General features: G+C 60.5%; 18 protein-coding genes. 15 read left to right on the top strand and 3 right to left on the bottom strand.

What is annotated here, in order from left to right:
- The first annotated feature begins 90 nt into the window (after nt 1–90).
- The 12 genes from SA339_00305 (at nt 91) to SA339_00250 (ending at nt 10203) form a co-directional block, all read left to right on the top strand.
- Nucleotides 91–564: a cytidine/deoxycytidylate deaminase family protein gene (locus tag SA339_00305; protein ID MDW5561639.1), complete on the top strand. Its 474-nt coding sequence runs from the start codon at nt 91–93 to the stop codon at nt 562–564.
- 61 nt (nt 565–625) lie between these two features.
- Nucleotides 626–1060, top strand: coding sequence for a hypothetical protein (locus tag SA339_00300; protein MDW5561638.1), 435 nt, complete (start codon nt 626–628; stop codon nt 1058–1060).
- Entirely contained in the window at nt 1035–3092 is a 2058-nt protein-coding gene (locus tag SA339_00295) for a V-type ATP synthase subunit I (protein ID MDW5561637.1), read from the top strand. Before SA339_00300 ends, SA339_00295 begins: the two co-directional genes overlap by 26 nt.
- Nucleotides 3093–3095: 3 nt before the next feature.
- Nucleotides 3096–3329, top strand: coding sequence for an ATPase (locus tag SA339_00290; GenBank protein ID MDW5561636.1), 234 nt, complete (start codon nt 3096–3098; stop codon nt 3327–3329).
- A gap of 25 nt (nt 3330–3354) precedes the next feature.
- Entirely contained in the window at nt 3355–3912 is a 558-nt protein-coding gene (locus tag SA339_00285) for a V-type ATPase subunit subunit G family protein (GenBank protein ID MDW5561635.1), read from the top strand.
- A 15-nt stretch (nt 3913–3927) separates the two neighbouring features.
- Nucleotides 3928–4989, top strand: a complete 1062-nt coding sequence (ahaC, locus tag SA339_00280; protein ID MDW5561634.1) for an ATP synthase A1 subunit C — start codon at nt 3928–3930, stop codon at nt 4987–4989.
- Nucleotides 4989–5294 (top strand): V-type ATP synthase subunit F, encoded by a 306-nt coding sequence (locus SA339_00275; GenBank protein ID MDW5561633.1) that lies wholly within the window; start codon nt 4989–4991, stop codon nt 5292–5294. The genes ahaC and SA339_00275 overlap by 1 nt, the downstream gene beginning before the upstream one ends.
- A gap of 2 nt (nt 5295–5296) precedes the next feature.
- Entirely contained in the window at nt 5297–7030 is a 1734-nt protein-coding gene (locus tag SA339_00270) for a V-type ATP synthase subunit A (protein MDW5561632.1), read from the top strand.
- On the top strand, nt 7027–8418 hold the full coding sequence (locus tag SA339_00265) for an ATP synthase subunit B (protein ID MDW5561631.1): 1392 nt from the start codon (nt 7027–7029) through the stop codon (nt 8416–8418). Before SA339_00270 ends, SA339_00265 begins: the two co-directional genes overlap by 4 nt.
- Before the next feature lie 2 nt (nt 8419–8420).
- On the top strand, nt 8421–9065 hold the full coding sequence (locus SA339_00260; protein MDW5561630.1) for a V-type ATP synthase subunit D: 645 nt from the start codon (nt 8421–8423) through the stop codon (nt 9063–9065).
- Nucleotides 9052–9204: a hypothetical protein gene (locus SA339_00255; protein MDW5561629.1), complete on the top strand. Its 153-nt coding sequence runs from the start codon at nt 9052–9054 to the stop codon at nt 9202–9204. Before SA339_00260 ends, SA339_00255 begins: the two co-directional genes overlap by 14 nt.
- 36 nt (nt 9205–9240) lie before the next feature.
- Entirely contained in the window at nt 9241–10203 is a 963-nt protein-coding gene (locus SA339_00250) for a sodium:calcium antiporter (GenBank protein ID MDW5561628.1), read from the top strand.
- A 3-nt stretch (nt 10204–10206) separates the two neighbouring features.
- Here SA339_00250 and SA339_00245 read toward each other — a convergent pair whose 3' ends face one another.
- On the bottom strand, nt 10207–11670 hold the full coding sequence (locus tag SA339_00245; protein MDW5561627.1) for a DNA-directed DNA polymerase II small subunit: 1464 nt from the start codon (nt 11668–11670) through the stop codon (nt 10207–10209).
- Nucleotides 11671–11723: 53 nt separating this feature from the next.
- Between SA339_00245 and SA339_00240 the strand changes: the two genes are divergently transcribed.
- Entirely contained in the window at nt 11724–12122 is a 399-nt protein-coding gene (locus tag SA339_00240; protein ID MDW5561626.1) for an RNA-binding domain-containing protein, read from the top strand.
- Nucleotides 12119–12871 (top strand): sugar phosphate isomerase/epimerase family protein, encoded by a 753-nt coding sequence (locus tag SA339_00235; protein MDW5561625.1) that lies wholly within the window; start codon nt 12119–12121, stop codon nt 12869–12871. Before SA339_00240 ends, SA339_00235 begins: the two co-directional genes overlap by 4 nt.
- Here the strand turns inward: SA339_00235 and SA339_00230 are convergent.
- Nucleotides 12868–14220: a CPBP family glutamic-type intramembrane protease gene (locus SA339_00230; GenBank protein MDW5561624.1), complete on the bottom strand. Its 1353-nt coding sequence runs from the start codon at nt 14218–14220 to the stop codon at nt 12868–12870. The genes SA339_00235 and SA339_00230 overlap by 4 nt on opposite strands.
- Before the next feature lie 149 nt (nt 14221–14369).
- Between SA339_00230 and SA339_00225 the strand changes: the two genes are divergently transcribed.
- Nucleotides 14370–14621: a hypothetical protein gene (locus SA339_00225; GenBank protein ID MDW5561623.1), complete on the top strand. Its 252-nt coding sequence runs from the start codon at nt 14370–14372 to the stop codon at nt 14619–14621.
- Here the strand turns inward: SA339_00225 and cyaB are convergent, their stop codons facing one another.
- Complete coding sequence (gene cyaB / locus SA339_00220) at nt 14622–15137, bottom strand: class IV adenylate cyclase (GenBank protein ID MDW5561622.1); 516 nt, start codon at nt 15135–15137, stop codon at nt 14622–14624.
- Nucleotides 15138–15178 lie beyond the last annotated feature (41 nt).

Below are 15178 nucleotides of genomic sequence, written 5' to 3'. Positions count from 1 at the left end.
CTATAATAGTCTTAGGAACCGGATCGCATCTGGCGTCCTTTGCGTTAGAGGAAGAGCAAGTTAGATATGTCAGGGTGGAAATGGCCGACCATGGACCGGCCGGACAATGACACCTATTTCATGCGAATGGCTGAACTGGTGGCCACCCGATCGACCTGCCTGAGACGCAAAGTCGGGGCAGTGGTGGTCAAGGAGAAGAGGGTCCTCACCACCGGTTACAACGGCGCGCCCAAGGGGCTAAGGCATTGTGCGGAGGTCGGATGTGTCCGGTTGCAGAACCACATCCAGTCAGGCACCCGCCATGAGCTGTGCCGGGGAGTCCACGCAGAGCAGAACGCAGTCATCCAGGCCGCGTACTTCGGAGTCAGCATCAAGGACTCCGTCATCTACACCACGAACTTCCCCTGCGTGATGTGCGCCAAGATCCTAGTCAACGCCGGCATCCGGGAGATCGTATACAAGGACGATTACGTCGATGAGCTCTCCCGCAAGGTGCTCGACGAGAGCGGTGTGGTCGTACGGCGTTACGTTCCACCGGAAGGGACGGAATCGGCGACGGAGTAAACAGAGCTTAACCTGGCTCATTGTTAACCCTCATTTTTTACATCTACGTTATCAGGAAAAAATGGCCTGGCTGGACATAAGCCAGCAGGTGATTTCACAACACTTTAAATATCATGAGGCAATACTGAAGAAACCTTCCGGGGAGAGTTCTGTGGGCAAAGCTGAAACACTTCTCCAAGTAAAAGACGCTGAAGCCAAGGCTAAGCAGACGCTCGAGCAGGCAGACGAGAAGCAAAGGAGCATTATTGCTGCCGCTCGCAGGGAGGCCGTGGATAGGTCGCAGAAGGCCGAACAGGACCTTCGCGCCAAGACCGAATCCGCCCTCGCTCAAGAGAGAAAGGCGCTTTCCGCACAGCGGGAAGAGCTGCTCGCCAAGGGCAGGGACGAGGCCGCCAAGATCGACGCTAAAGCCAGCGATCGGATACCCAAAGCAAAGCTCATGATCAAAAAAAGCTTCGAGAGGACATTAGATGCTGCTGCCGGAGCCAATGAGTAAGATCTTGGTCGTAGGGACCAAGGACAGGTTGCCAGCCTCCATCGAACTCCTGTACGGGCTCGAGAACGTCCACGTGGTCGATTTCTCCCCTGACGAGGAAGGGTTCTCCCTAGGGTCACCCCTCCCCGCAGCGTCGGATGCATCCCACAAGCTCCTGAAGCTTCGCTCCATGGAGAAGGACCTCGAGGTCGATGAGGCCGAGTTCAAGGAGAAGGTGCCGATCAGCAAGATCGCACCGACCATCGACACCTCAATCGAGCAGATCGAGACCGAGATGCAGGGAACTGTCGCCTCCAAGGCCGCCAAGCAGGCCCGCCTCACCGAGGCCCAGTCCAAGAAGGCCCTTCTGGAGCCGTTCCGGGCGATCGACCTGGACCTGGCGTTGTACAAGGGCTACCAGAACATCGACGTCATGGCCGGTCACGTTCATACCAACCCTGAGGCCCAGCTCAACGAGGCCTTGGGCGGGGAGATGGAGCTGTTCAGCAACCCCGATGGTAATTTCATCGTCGCGTTCGTTCCCGTGGCCAAGGCCGACGAGGCCCAGCGCATCCTTGTTCAGAACGGTTTCACCGAGGTCCCGGTGCCTGAGGGAACGGGTAAGCCCGAGCAGCTCGCCTCCGCCCTGGAGACCGAGATCAGCGGTCTGGAGAAGGAGCTCGAGGCTGTCGAGAAGAACATCGAGCAGCTCCGGGAGAAGTACGCTAATACTATCCTAGCCTCAGATGAGCATCTGAGCATCGTGGTGGAGAAGGCCGAGCTGCCCCTTAGAATGGGGGCTTCCGAGCACGCCTTCGTCCTCGAGGCCTGGGTGCCAACGGCAGAGGTCGACAAGGTCAAGAAGGCCTTCTCCGACAAGTTCCAGGACAACATCTATATCGAGGTCTTGGAGGACAAGGCCAGAGTGGATGTCCACGAGTCTGAGGAAGAGATGAAGATGGAGGCTGGCTTGAGCACCGCCGAGGCGGTAGCCGTGCCCATGTCCGAGGAGACCCCTGTAAAGACGAGCCACAAACGTACCGTGGATCGTTTCACCTTCTTCACGAAATTACTTTCCACCCCTCGTTACAACGAGATCGATCCCACCATCACGGTGGCCATCTTCTTCCCCATGTTCTTTGGCCTCATGGTCGGGGACGTGGGATATGGAATTCCCTTCACCATCCTCGGCTTCCTCGGTTTGAAGAGGTGCACCAGCAAGGAGTGGAGGGGCATCGCCACCATGTTGTTCTACGGAGGTATTTGGTCCATCATCTTTGGGCTCTTCCTCTACGGTGACATGTTCGGTATCGAGTTCCACGCGGCCCATGCCACCGAGCTTTCATGGTCCGCCCTTCTGGGGATCGAGATTCCCAGGGTACTGTTCAACTTCGGGGACTTCGCACTGCAGCTGGGTTACTATACCAAGCTGGGTTCAGTGAAGATACTTCTCTACATCAGCCTGTGGATCGGAGTCGTCCACCTGCTCATCGGCCTATGCCTAGGGTTCTACAACCAGACCATCAGGCATGGGTTGAAGCATGCCATGGTGGAGAAGCTCTCGTGGATAATGATCATGGTCGGATTCGCCCTGGTGGCTCTGATATTCATGATCAACGTGCTCATCCGTGGATACGACCCGAACCTTACTGACCCCACATTTGTCGTTGGCATAGTGCTGATCGTCATCGGCCTGGTCATGGCGGTCAAGGGCGAGGGCGGGAAGGCCATTATCGAACTTCCCGAGGTCATGAGCAACGTGCTCTCATATACTAGGCTGATTGCTATCGGCATGTCCAAGGCGGGCATGGCGCTGGCTTTCAACTTTATCGCCATCGAGCTGATCGCGTCTTCGGGCGATGTCATTATGCTCGTGTTGGGACTTCTGGTGTTCGTCATCGGGCATCTGATGATCTTCATACTGGCGATACTCTCGGCCGGTCTGCACGCTATCAGGCTGCAGTACGTCGAGCTATTCAACAAATTTTACGAAGGAGGCGGGCTGGAGTTCAACCCCCTCAGGGTAATAAGAAAGCATACAACGGAGGAATAAGAAATGGTAGTATCTGAAGGCGCAGGATTGGTTGCGATTGGTGCGGGACTGGCCGTCGGACTGGCGGGTGTCGGCTCGGCTATTGCTGAGGCCAGCATCGGTGCGGCCGCGGTTGGTGCGATGGCCGAGGACGAGAAGCTGTTCGGTAAGGGCCTTATCCTGACCGTTATCCCCGAGACCATCGTTATCTTCGGTCTGGTCGTAGCTATCCTGCTCTGGCTCAACATGTCGGGATGAGCAGTCAGCGCAAAGAGGCTGGCTCATGGCACTGGATAAGGTAGCCAACGATATCCTGGATAACGCGCGGAAGGAAGCCGACCAGCGCGTCCAGGAGGCTGAGAAGGAGAGAGCGAAGATCCTCCAGGAAGCCGATCAAAGGATCGACAAGATGCGGAAGACAGAGGATAAGGAGCTCCAGGACGGCCTCATGCGCATGAGGAGGCAGGAACTCTCCAGTGCTGAACTGGAGGCTAAGAAGATCGTGCTGAACAAGAGGAAGGACATCCTGAACCGGACCTTCGAGGAGATGCTCAGGGAGCTGTCCACGATGGATTCCAAGGAAAAGTCTGCCCTCTACAAGAAGATCTTGGCCGATGGCAAGAAGGTCATCCATAAGCCCAAGGTCTTCATCCCCAAGGGGGAGGCCGACCTTCTGGCGGGACTTCGGGGATGCGATTCCCTGAACGAGACCGAAATGGGTTCCGGCCTGATCCTGGAGAACGAGGACGGTACCGTCCGCCTGGACTACCGTTTCAAGACCATCCTGGAGAGCATCTGGGACCGGGACATGAAGAACATATCGAACGTGCTGTTCGAGTGAGCGTTAGGTGAACAAATGTTAGGATCAGGCCGCAGAAAGGGTAACTACCCCTATGCCACGGCGAGGGTCAAGGCCAAGAAGGCCCAGCTGTTGACCAAGGACAACTACCCCAAGTTGATGATGATGGACCTCAACGAGATCGGGAGGTTCATGGGCGAGACGGAGTATAAAGCGGAGATGACCGAGCTAGGGTCCAAGTACTCGGGGGTCAACCTCATAGAGCTAGGCACCTCCATGAACCTGGCCCGCACCTACCGGACCATCATCAACTTCTGCGAGGGTGATCTCAAGACCATCCTGGCGGCCTACCTTCGCCGGTGGGATTACGTCAATATCAAGACCATCCTGCGCGGCAAGTTCTCTAACGCTAGCCTCGAGGAGATACAGGAGGACCTCGTCCCTGCGGGCAACCTCAGTGAGGAGTACCTCCTGTCCCTGGTGGCCATGGACGGACCCAAAGAGGTTCTGGACGCCGTCCACAAGAAGCAGGACATCGCCGTTCCCGACGAGGTCCTGACGAACTATGAGAAGACCGGGAACCTGGCGCCCATCGAGGATTACCTCGACAAGGACTACTACGAGAAGCTGCTGGAGGCCGTTCCCCCCAAGGGAAAGCCCCGCGCGCTTTTCCACAGGTACATCCGGAGGGAGATCGACATCGTCAACCTTCGCACTCTGCTCAAGCTCAAGCAGGCCGGGCTGAGCGCGGACAAGATCCGCCCCTACTTCATCGAGGGCGGGCATGACCTGGACATGAAGGAGCTTACCCGACTGTCCTCGGCCGAGAGCTTCGAGCAGATGCTCGACGAGCTGACCAAGCTGAAGTTCTATGAGGACATCAAGGAAGGACTGGAGGTGGCCAGGAAGACCGGCTCCCTCAACGACGTGATGCTAAGCCTGCAGGCTTACCAGGCCAAGCAGGCGGAGAGGTTCTCCCACCTCTATCCGTTGTCCGTTCTTCCCATCATCGACTATGTCATTAGAAAGAAGATCGAGGTCGACAACATCCGTATCGTGGCCCGCGGCAAGGCCACTGGGATGGACCCCGAAGCTATCAAGAAGTTGCTGGTGATCTGATGGAATTCGCGGTACTAGGAAGTGAAGAGTTCGTGCTGGGCTTCCGCCTAGCCGGCATCCGGCGGGTCTATGCCGTCCGGCCGGCGGAGTACGAGCAGAAGTTGCTAGACCTGGTGGCCGACCCGTCCATCGGCGTGCTGGCCATCAATGCCGCTGACCTGTCCAAGGCCTCTCCTAACTCCCGCAAGAGGGCGATGGAGAGCATTTCCCCGGTCGTTGTTCCGGTAGGCGGAGAGGAAGGCGACCTGAGAGAGAAGGTGAAGAGGGCAATTGGCGTTGACCTATACAAGACTGAGAGGGATTGAAAATGGCGAAGCAAGGTGAGATCTACAGGGTGGCCGGACCGGTGGTGACCGCGATCGGGATCTCCCCCAAGATGTATGACATCATGCAGGTGGGAGAAGAGGGCCTGATGGGCGAGGTCATCAAGATCGACGGCGACAAGACGATCATTCAGGTTTACGAGGAGACCTCCGGACTAAGGCCCGGCGAGAAGGTCATTGATACCGCGCAACCTCTGGTGGCCGAGCTGGGACCTGGCCTCCTGAGCAGTGTGTACGACGGTATCCAGAGGCCCCTTCCAGTCTTGATGAGCAGGATGGGCGACTACATCAAGAGGGGTGTCAGCGCCCCCGGGTTGGACCACACCAAGAAGTGGCACTTCACCCCTGTCGCCAAGAAGGGTGACAAGGTAGAGCCCGGAACTGTCCTGGGAACCGTTCAGGAGTACTACATCACTCATAAGATCATGGTGCCGCCCGGAGTGTCCGGAACGCTCAACAGCATCACCGAGGGCGACTTCACCGTCGATGAGACCGTCGCCATCGTCGGTCAGAAGAACCTGACTATGCTGCAGAAGTGGCCGGTCAGGAGCGGCAGGCCTTTCGGCAAGAAGCTCCTGCCGGATATCCCCCTGGTCACCGGGCAAAGAGTCCTGGACACCATGTTCCCCCTGCCCCAGGGAGGCACCGCAGCCATTCCCGGAGCGTTCGGTACGGGCAAGACCGTTACCCAGCAGCAGCTGGCCAAGTGGTCCGATGCCGAGATCGTCGTCTACATCGGATGTGGCGAGCGCGGGAACGAGATGACCGAGGTTCTGGCGACCTTCCCCGAGCTCGAGGACCCCAAGACCGGGGAGCCTCTGATGCAGAGGACCGTGCTCATCGCCAACACCTCCAACATGCCCGTGGCCGCCCGTGAGGCGTCCGTCTATACCGGCATGACCATCGCCGAGTACTACCGTGACATGGGCTACAACGTCTCCCTGATGGCCGACTCGACCTCGAGATGGGCCGAGGCCATGAGAGAGATCTCCTCCAGGCTGGAAGAGATGCCTGGTGAGGAAGGATACCCCGCTTACCTGGCGGCGAGGCTCTCGGAATTCTACGAGAGGTCCGGCCGTGTCGCCAACGCCAACGGGACCACCGGGTCGGTCTCTGTCGTCGGAGCGGTCTCTCCGCCCGGCGGTGACATGTCCGAGCCGGTCACGCAGAACACTCTGCGTATCGTCCGTGTGTTCTGGGCCCTGGACTCCAAGCTCCGTGAGCGCAGACACTTCCCGACCATCAACTGGCTTACCTCGTACTCGCTGTACACCGGCAACCTGGACGCCTGGTACCGGGCCAATGTGGCGGAGGACTTCCCCGCCCTCCGGCAGTGGGCCATGGAGGTCCTGCAGCGCGAGGCCGAACTGCAGGAGATCGTGCAGCTGGTCGGTTCCGACGCGCTGCCCGACGAGCAGAAGATGACCCTGGAGGTGGCGAGGATGATCCGTGAGATCTTCCTGCAGCAGAACGCTTACCACAAGGTCGACACCTACTGCCCGCTCCCGCGGCAGTACAAGGTCATGAAGCTGATCAAGCAGTTCTCCGACCTATCCAAGAAAGCCGTCGAGGCCGACGTCTCCGTCGACGCCATCGTCGAGCTTCCGGTCCGTAACCGGTTGGCCAAGGCCAAGTATGAGGAGAACATCGACCAGGAGCTGGACGCCGTCGGCAAGGAGATGAGCGGCCAGTTCGAAGCCCTGGGGGGTAAGGCATGAGCATCGTTTCCAAAGAGTACCGCACAATCTCGCAGATCGCCGGACCGCTGGTGTTCGTGGAGAAGACCGAGCCAGTCGGCTACAACGAGCTTGCCACCGTGACCATGCCCGATGGCACCCAGAAGAGGGGCCAAGTGCTGGACACCTCTGGCAAATATGTCGTCATCCAGGTGTTCGAGGGAACCGCTGGCGTAGAGCGGGCCGCAGGGGTCAAATTCCTCGGCGAGACCATGAGGATGCCGGTTTCCCGTGACATGCTGGGCAGGATCCTGAACGGGGCCGGTGACCCCATCGACGGGGGCCCCGCGATCACTCCCGAAGAGCGGCTGGACATCAACGGCGCGGCCATCAACCCGTGGGCCCGTGCCGAGCCCAAAGAGTTCATCCAGACCGGTATCTCGACCATCGACGGGATGAATACCCTGGTCCGTGGCCAGAAGCTGCCCATTTTCTCTGGGAGCGGTCTACCTCACAACGACATCGCTCTGCAGATCGCCAGGCAGGCCAAGGTGCGCGGCTCCGACGAGGAGTTCGCTGTGGTGTTCGCCGCCATGGGCATCACCGCCGAAGAGGCGCAGTTCTTCATGTCCGACTTCGAGCGGACCGGAGCGCTGAAGCGGGCGGTCGTATTCATGAACCTGGCCGACGACCCGGCCATCGAAAGGATCATCACTCCGAGGCTCGCGCTGACCACCGCCGAGTATCTGGCCTTCGAGCTGGACATGCACGTGCTGGTCATCCTGACCGACATCACCAACTACTGCGAGGCCCTCAGGCAGATCGGTGCGGCCCGTGAAGAGGTGCCCGGTCGCCGTGGCTACCCAGGGTACATGTATACCGACCTTGCGACCCTGTACGAGCGTGCAGGTAGGATCAAGGGGAAGAAGGGCTCCATCACCCAGATTCCCATCCTGACCATGCCCGGTGACGATATTACCCACCCCATCCCGGACCTGACCGGCTACATCACTGAGGGTCAGATCGTGACGTCCAAGGACCTTCACCGTGCCGGCATATATCCCCCCATCAACGTGGGGGCCTCGCTTTCGAGGCTCATGAACGCCGGTATCGGTCCGGGTCTGACCAGGGAGGACCACAAGGCCGTTTCCGACCAATGCTATGCCGCCTATGCTGAGGGCAGAGACCTCAGGGGCCTGGTGGCCATTGTCGGAAAGGAATCGCTGTCAGAGAGGGACCGCAAGTTCCTCGACTTCGCCGACGCCTTCGAGAACAAGTTCGTCAGACAGGGCCACGACGAGGACCGCGATATCGAGACCACCCTGGAGATCGCCTGGGAACTGGTGGCCATGCTGCCGGAGAACCAACTGTCCAGGATCGACCGGAAGTACATCGAGAAGTACCACCCCGCCCACAGAAAGAGTGAGTAAAGATGCCAAGGATGGAGGTCAAGCCAACCCGCTCGGAGCTGCTCGAGATCAAGAAGAGGATCAAGCTAACGAAGTCAGGCCACAAGATCCTCAAGATGAAGAGGGATGGCCTGATCATCGAGTTCTTCAAGATCCTGGAGCAGGCCAAGCAGGTCCGCTCGAAGATCGTTAAGGACTACGACGAGGCCATGGCCAAGATCGCCGTGGCCCAGGCCGTGGACGGTGCCATCGCTGTCCGCTCGGCCGCCTTCGCTCTCCGCCTCCATCCCGAGGTCGCTCTGCGCTCCAAGAACATCATGGGCATAGTGGTCCCGGAGATCGAGACCAACTCGCTGAAGAGCACCGTGGACCAGCGTGGTTACGGTGTGATTGGCACCTCGACCTACATCGATGAGGCGACCAGGGCGTTCGAGAACCTCGTGGAGACGCTGGTCCAAGCGGCCGAGATCGAGACGACGATGAAGAAGCTCCTCGATGAGATCGAGAAGACCAAGCGGCGTGTCAATGCGCTGGAGTTCAAGGTCATCCCCGAGCTCGAGGAGGCCAAGGCGTTCATCGAGCTGCGATTGCAGGAGATGGAGAGGGAGAACACCTTCCGTCTCAAGCGCATCAAAGACAAGGCCGAGGCCAAAGTTGAGACCGCTTAAAGATCTCATCAAACCCCTTTTCAATTTTCATGATCCCACGGCCCGGGCCCGTCTGCTCCGGCTATTCTGGATGATCAGCCTATTCATGCTCGTGCTGGGCTACGTGATCATCCTGTACATCCTGTTCTTCAATCCCTGAAAAGGTTTTTGACCGGCGGACGGAAATCTGACCGTCATGCTTCCGGCCCTGTCCCTCATCCTGCTCCTGGTGGGGGCCGTGGCCCTATACTTCGGGTCGCAGTGGCTGGTCAATGGCGCGACGGCCTTAGCCATGCGGTACGGGGTCCGGCCGCTGGTGATAGGGCTGACGGTCATCGCCCTGGGAACCTCCTCCCCCGAGGCTGTTCTCGCCATCGTCTCCTCCCTGGAGGGCAGCAGCTCGATCTCCCTGGGCAACGTCATCGGAGCCAACATCTCTAACGGTGCCCTGGTGTTGGGGATCGCCTGCCTGATGGCCCCCTTGGCGCTGCGGCTGAACGAGATGCGCTGGGAGTCGTTCTTCCTCCTTCTGTCGGGTCCCCTTCTCATCGCCCTGTCCTGGGACGGGCACCTGGGGCCGGTGGACGGTGCGATAATGCTCGCCGTCCTGGCCATATTCTCCTGCTCAATGTACCGCGGCGCTGATCGGGGAAAGGCCCGCACGGTGGTTAAGGAGGAGCTCGAGCTGGTCCAGGAGGTCAAGTCCATGACCGGCACCAAGATCGTCACGCTGATCGCGGCGGGCATCGTGCTGTTGTCCTTGGGCGCACAGATCATCGTGGAAGGAGCCTCCGGTTTGGCCATCGGCCTGGGGGTGAGCCCGGAGGTCGTGGGCCTGACCCTTGTTGCCGTCGGTACCTCGGTACCGGAGGTGGCCATCGCCATCACCGCTTCGAGGAAGGGGCAGTCGGAGGTAGTGCTCGGCAACGTCGTGGGCACCATAATCATCAACACCCTGTTCATCCTCAGCCTCGGCGCGCTGGTGGGGGGCTATGACACCACGGGGGCGGAGACGGCAGTGGGGATGGGCGTCATGACCGCGCTCTCGACGATGATCGTCCTCCTCCTCGCCTTGCTGGACCATGGCGGGCGGCGGACCGGGATGGGGTTCCTAGCCATCTACGCCGGATATCTTTTGCTGGTCATTCTCCTCGCCTGAAGCTCAATTGAAATCCATCATCCTGGTCTGCCCCGTCCCGAGGTGGGTGATGGGCATCTTGGCCGGGTCCGGATTGAAGTTATGCATCCTCTGGAAAGGGGTCTGGGATTGCCAGGTGGAGGCGCATATGAGCTTAACCCCACGGTACTCGCTGATGCCCGCCCCGTGCACGTGGCCGGTGATAAATATGTCCGGCACCTCGTCGATGACCAGGAAGTCCTCCTTCTCCGGCGCCAGAGGGGTCCTGCCTCCGTAGATGGGGGCCATGTGCCGGCGCTTGAGCATCTCCTTCATCGCCTCGATGGGATTGTTGTAGCTCAACCCCTGCACGCTTGCGATCCAGTCGTCCAGGCTTCTCCCGTGGTAGGAGAGGATCTTACGGCCCTCGATCTCCATGTAGCAAGGGTTGCCGACCAGGGTCAGGGACGAGTCGAAGAGCTTGGCGATGTCCTTGGGGAAGGTGGGCTGCGGCTCGGCAGGCCTAACAGCGTCGTGATTGCCGGGCTGGACGATCACCCGGATCCCGTCGGGAATGTCCTTCAGGTGGTTGACAAGGGCCTCATACTGAGCGAAGATGTCGTCGATCTCCAGCTCCTCCTCCTGCCCCGGGAACACCCCGATGCCGTCGACCACGTCCCCCGGCACCACCAGGTACTGAACCTCGTCCTTGCCCTCGGTCCGCAGCCAGTGGATCATCCGCTCCCAGGGCTTCTGGAGGAAGGTATTGGAGCCGATGTGCACGTCGGACATGAATGCCACCGAGGCCCACGAGTCAGAGGGCTGCATGGTCCTCCTCATGGGAAGGTCCGGCCGCACCAGCTCGTTCATGACCACCAGGTCGCCTTTGGTGCTTGTCTTCCCCACGATGCCGATGACCTCGTCGTTGACGATGCACTCGTTGATCAGCGGGCTGTCCTTGAGGATGAGGACCGGGCAGCGGCCCTCGTCGTCCTCCACCTCAAGCAGCTTGTGGCCGTTCTTGGTGGTGCGGACCTCGTTGACCATAGCGATCATCTTGACCTCGCGGTCGTACTTGGTGGCCTTGGGCACGGGGAGGCACCCAACCAGCTCCCGGCGGGCGGACAGGATCTTCTTGATCTTCTTGAACCGGTCGTTGAAATACCGGGCAAAGTCGATGATGTTTCCCTCGCAGGTCGAGTTGCCGGTGATGTCCCTTAGGATGCAAAAGTCCCCATCATCGCGGGGCAGGGGGGCCGGCGGCCCGTTCCTGACCTCCTCCAACGCCTTGGGGATGGTGCGGACCACCGGGGCGTCGGCGAACGGCCGGAGGTCATCGACGGTGAGGACCAGCGGCTGCTGCTGCATGGAAGCCAGGGCGGAGCGCACGAAGTCGATGGGGTCGGCGCGGGCCAGCACGAACTCGGCCGCGCTGGGCTCCAGGAGAATGCCCTCGTTGGCCAGGGTGTCTAGAACGCTGTCCCTCATCCCGGCGACCATTATGGTCATGAAGGTAAATATCTTTTCGAGAGACAACTCTTTTTTACGATTGGAGCGATGAGATGGGCATGCTGCAGATCACCGCCACGGCCGCCTGCCGCCCCACCGAGGACCGGGAGAAGGTGCGCCATGCCATTCTCAACCTGATCCCCGACGCCCAGCTCGAGGACGCCGAGGGGAGCCTCGTAGGCCGCTCCGACAGCGGGGAGGCCCTGCGCGAGGCTATCCTCAACCAGCACATCCGCGACACCGCCCGCTCGGTCATGCTGCAGGGGGTCCGGGGCAACGGCACGAGGTTCGCCCTGAACAAGCAGGCGGCGTTCATGGGTAAAGTGTCCTTCATCGAGGGGCCGGTAGCACTGGGAGGGATCGAGGTGACGGTGGAGAGCGACGACATCGCTCGTACCATCGACCACCTGGCCGAGAGCACGGTAGAGGACCGGATGGAGGAGCAGGAATGATCGCGGTGTCCTCCCCGGCGTTCTCGGCCATGCCCTTCGCCCAAGCCTTGGAGACCATCGCCTCCAGCTTCCGGGCGTGGGAGGTGGTGGCCGAAGGTCGGCACGATCTAAGGGAGATCGAGAAGGACTTTCTTGCCCTTACCCCGTCCTACGACCTCGAGTTCAGCGCCCACGCTCCCATGAGCGACATCAACATCGGCTCCCTCAACCCCCGGATGCTGGAGGCATCGGTGGGGGAGATCACCGCCTGCCTGGAGGGCTGCCATCGGCTGGGCATGGGGGTGTGCACTGTGCATCCCTCCTTCCTCACTCCCATCGGCATGGTGTGCAGGGAGAAGGTGATCGAGGTGGCCAAAGCTTCGTTGCGGCGCCTGGACCGCCTGTCCCGGGAGCTGGGGGTGAAGATAGGCCTGGAGAACATGCCCCGAAGCCTCTTCTCCATGGGCACGACCCCCGAAGCCCTCGTCCAGCTGGCCGAGGGCACCGAGATGGGGTTCTGCCTGGACGTGGGGCATGCCAATACCATGGGCCTCCTTCCTCAGTTCATGGATCTCAAGCCGAGGCTGGTAAACCTCCACGTGCATGACAACCAGGGCAAGTTCGACGAGCACCTGCCCATCGGCGACGGGACGGTGGACTTCGACCTCGTGGTCAGCAAGCTAGCCGATTACGGGGGACGGTTCGTCATCGAGTCGCGGGGCATCGCCGATGCGCTGGTCAGCAGGGACCGCCTGTCCGCCATGCTCTAGCGCTTGCTCCCGCACCGGGTGCATACCAACCTGCCATCGGTGTACACCGCCTCCCGGTTTCCGCAGTTCGGGCAGACGTAGGCGTGCCCCTGGTCGGCCTGCGGCAGGGGGGCGCTCTGGTACGGAGCAGGGGGAGCGGGCTGCGGAGCGGGATAGTACACCGGCGCCGGGGAGGCGTATACGGGGTAGTAGGGAACGAACACGGGGGGCTTGGGAACGGCCGGAGGAAGATCGGGCCAAATTCTCCTTCCCAGGAGCCAACCCGCTCCCTTGGAGAAGTACAGGACCATGTACGGCACCCCCACGAACAGCCACACCAGCACCAGCAGGCCGACCACCAGGGTCACTCCCGTGGCGTCTGGCCATACGCTCAGAGGCACGGTCATGAAGTCGGTGGCGAAGTGCAGCATGATCGAAGCGTACAGGCCGATCCTCAGGTACAGGTAAGCGAACGCCAGGCCCGCCACCGCCGCTCCCAGCACCTTGAAGGCGTCCCAAGCGAACACGTGGGCAGTGCCGAACATGAGGCTGGAGAAGACCATCAGCAGCGCTTCCTTGCGGCCGATGGTGAAGCCTCCACCCAGGATGTACCGTGGTACCCTCTTCATCTTGTAATCCGGGTTCTTCATCCGGAGGAGGGCATCGATTATCAGTAGGGGAACGCCGATGAGCAGGATGCGGGAAACGACCTCCTCCCACACGCTAGCCTCGGCGAAGCCGTAGATGAGCTGCCACAGCTCCCTTGTGTCGAACGAGGGGGTGGTGGCGGAGGCCCCCGTGGCTTCGATGAGGAAGTAGTAGATGACGTTGAACGACAGGACGGCGAAGAGCAGCGTGGCCATGGTGTAGAGGGGACTGTGGCCTTCCTGGGGGTACTTCACCTGCAGTTCGGAGGCCAGCGGCCGAAGGCTCTTGTACATCATCCACGCAAAGCAGGCAGTGATGACCGTCACCAGGAAGATGTAGTAGCCCATGAACGCCCCTCCCCCCAGCTCGGCGAAGTTGACGATGAATGGGGTGATGACGAACAGGTAGACGTGCTTGTCCATGTGCGGCCAGACCTGCCCAACGGCCCAGATGGCGATGACGACGTTGACCGCCATGAGGACGGCCAAGGCCGCCGCGCTGTAGCTCCCGAAGCCCATGATGACGTCGTGGGCGGTACTGTTCTTAGGGGGCGGAGGAACGTAAGGGCCGTAGGGCATAACCGGCTGCGGCGGGATCACATGGGCCTTCTGGGGCTTGCCGCAGGAGGTGCAGAAGTTCGAGTCCGGCAATAGTCGGGCCCCACAATTGGTGCAGTAATTGGGTCCACCAGGAGCGGCTGGCTCCGTCCCATCCGGGCACATGTCCGTTCAATGAGCGGCGGGATATTTCTACCTGTCGCACTCCCCAACGCCCATTGGTAGCCTCCCGCGGCCGGCGCTGGAGGCAGTGCAGGGGAAGGCAAAACCTTTATTGTGCTTGCGGGGGTTCCAAACTCCAGATAGGTGTAGACATGAGCGATGGAAGCAACGAGCGCAATGTTCAGTTCGAGGTCGTGGACTCCCAGAGGATCCCGTTCGGGAAGAACAATTTCTTAGAGGTGGCCCGCAAGCGAGCGGTCAGTGAGAGCGGCACCACCGAGTTCATATCGCTCAGCCGGGGCTACACGATGAAGGACGGCTCCGAACGCTACAAGTCCTCCATCAGCATTCCCGATGAGCCGGAGATCAGGAAGTTCCTGGCCGAGCACATTCAGAACATCTGATCACGCCTGGAGCAGCAGCTCCAGGTAGGACCGCCTCTCCGTCCTCTCCAGGCCAAGGTCCCTCATGAGGGCGAAGAGCATCGAACGTCCCTCCTCGACCGGCAGGTCCTGGACCTCCAGTTCAACAAAGCCGCCTAATCCGGCCACGCGGTCGATGGACACCTCCACCGGCCCCAGCCCATAGTTGCGGCGCTTTTTCTTTACTTCGGCCACCGGACGGAAGCCCAATCGGTCCAGCACCAGCCTCATGGCTGCCGGATCGGGCACGGCAGCTTGGATCTCCTCGCGGGTCTTGCTCTGCGGGTCTAGCTTGGGGCCCTTGTAGAAGAGGGCGACGGTCTCCCCCTCCCTCCGCAGGCGCAGGGCCTCATCCGTCACCGCGAAGTCGCGACAGGGGTGTGCAAGGTACAGGTCGGCCTGATCTACCTCGCCATGGAACGAGGCCCCCCGTTCCCTGAGCTTCCCCTCCATGCCGTCAAGGTCATCGCAGGGACACTTGATTTCAATCTCGAGCATGCCTCGGTCAAGGGGGTGCCAGGCTATTAAATCAACGGTGA

Origin of the sequence: Methanomassiliicoccus sp. (assembly GCA_033485155.1) — an archaeon.
In the GTDB taxonomy this organism is placed as follows: Archaea; Thermoplasmatota; Thermoplasmata; order Methanomassiliicoccales; family Methanomassiliicoccaceae; genus UBA6.
The sequence above is the reverse complement of the archived record's forward strand: the minus strand, read 5'-3'. Positions and strand labels throughout refer to the sequence as shown.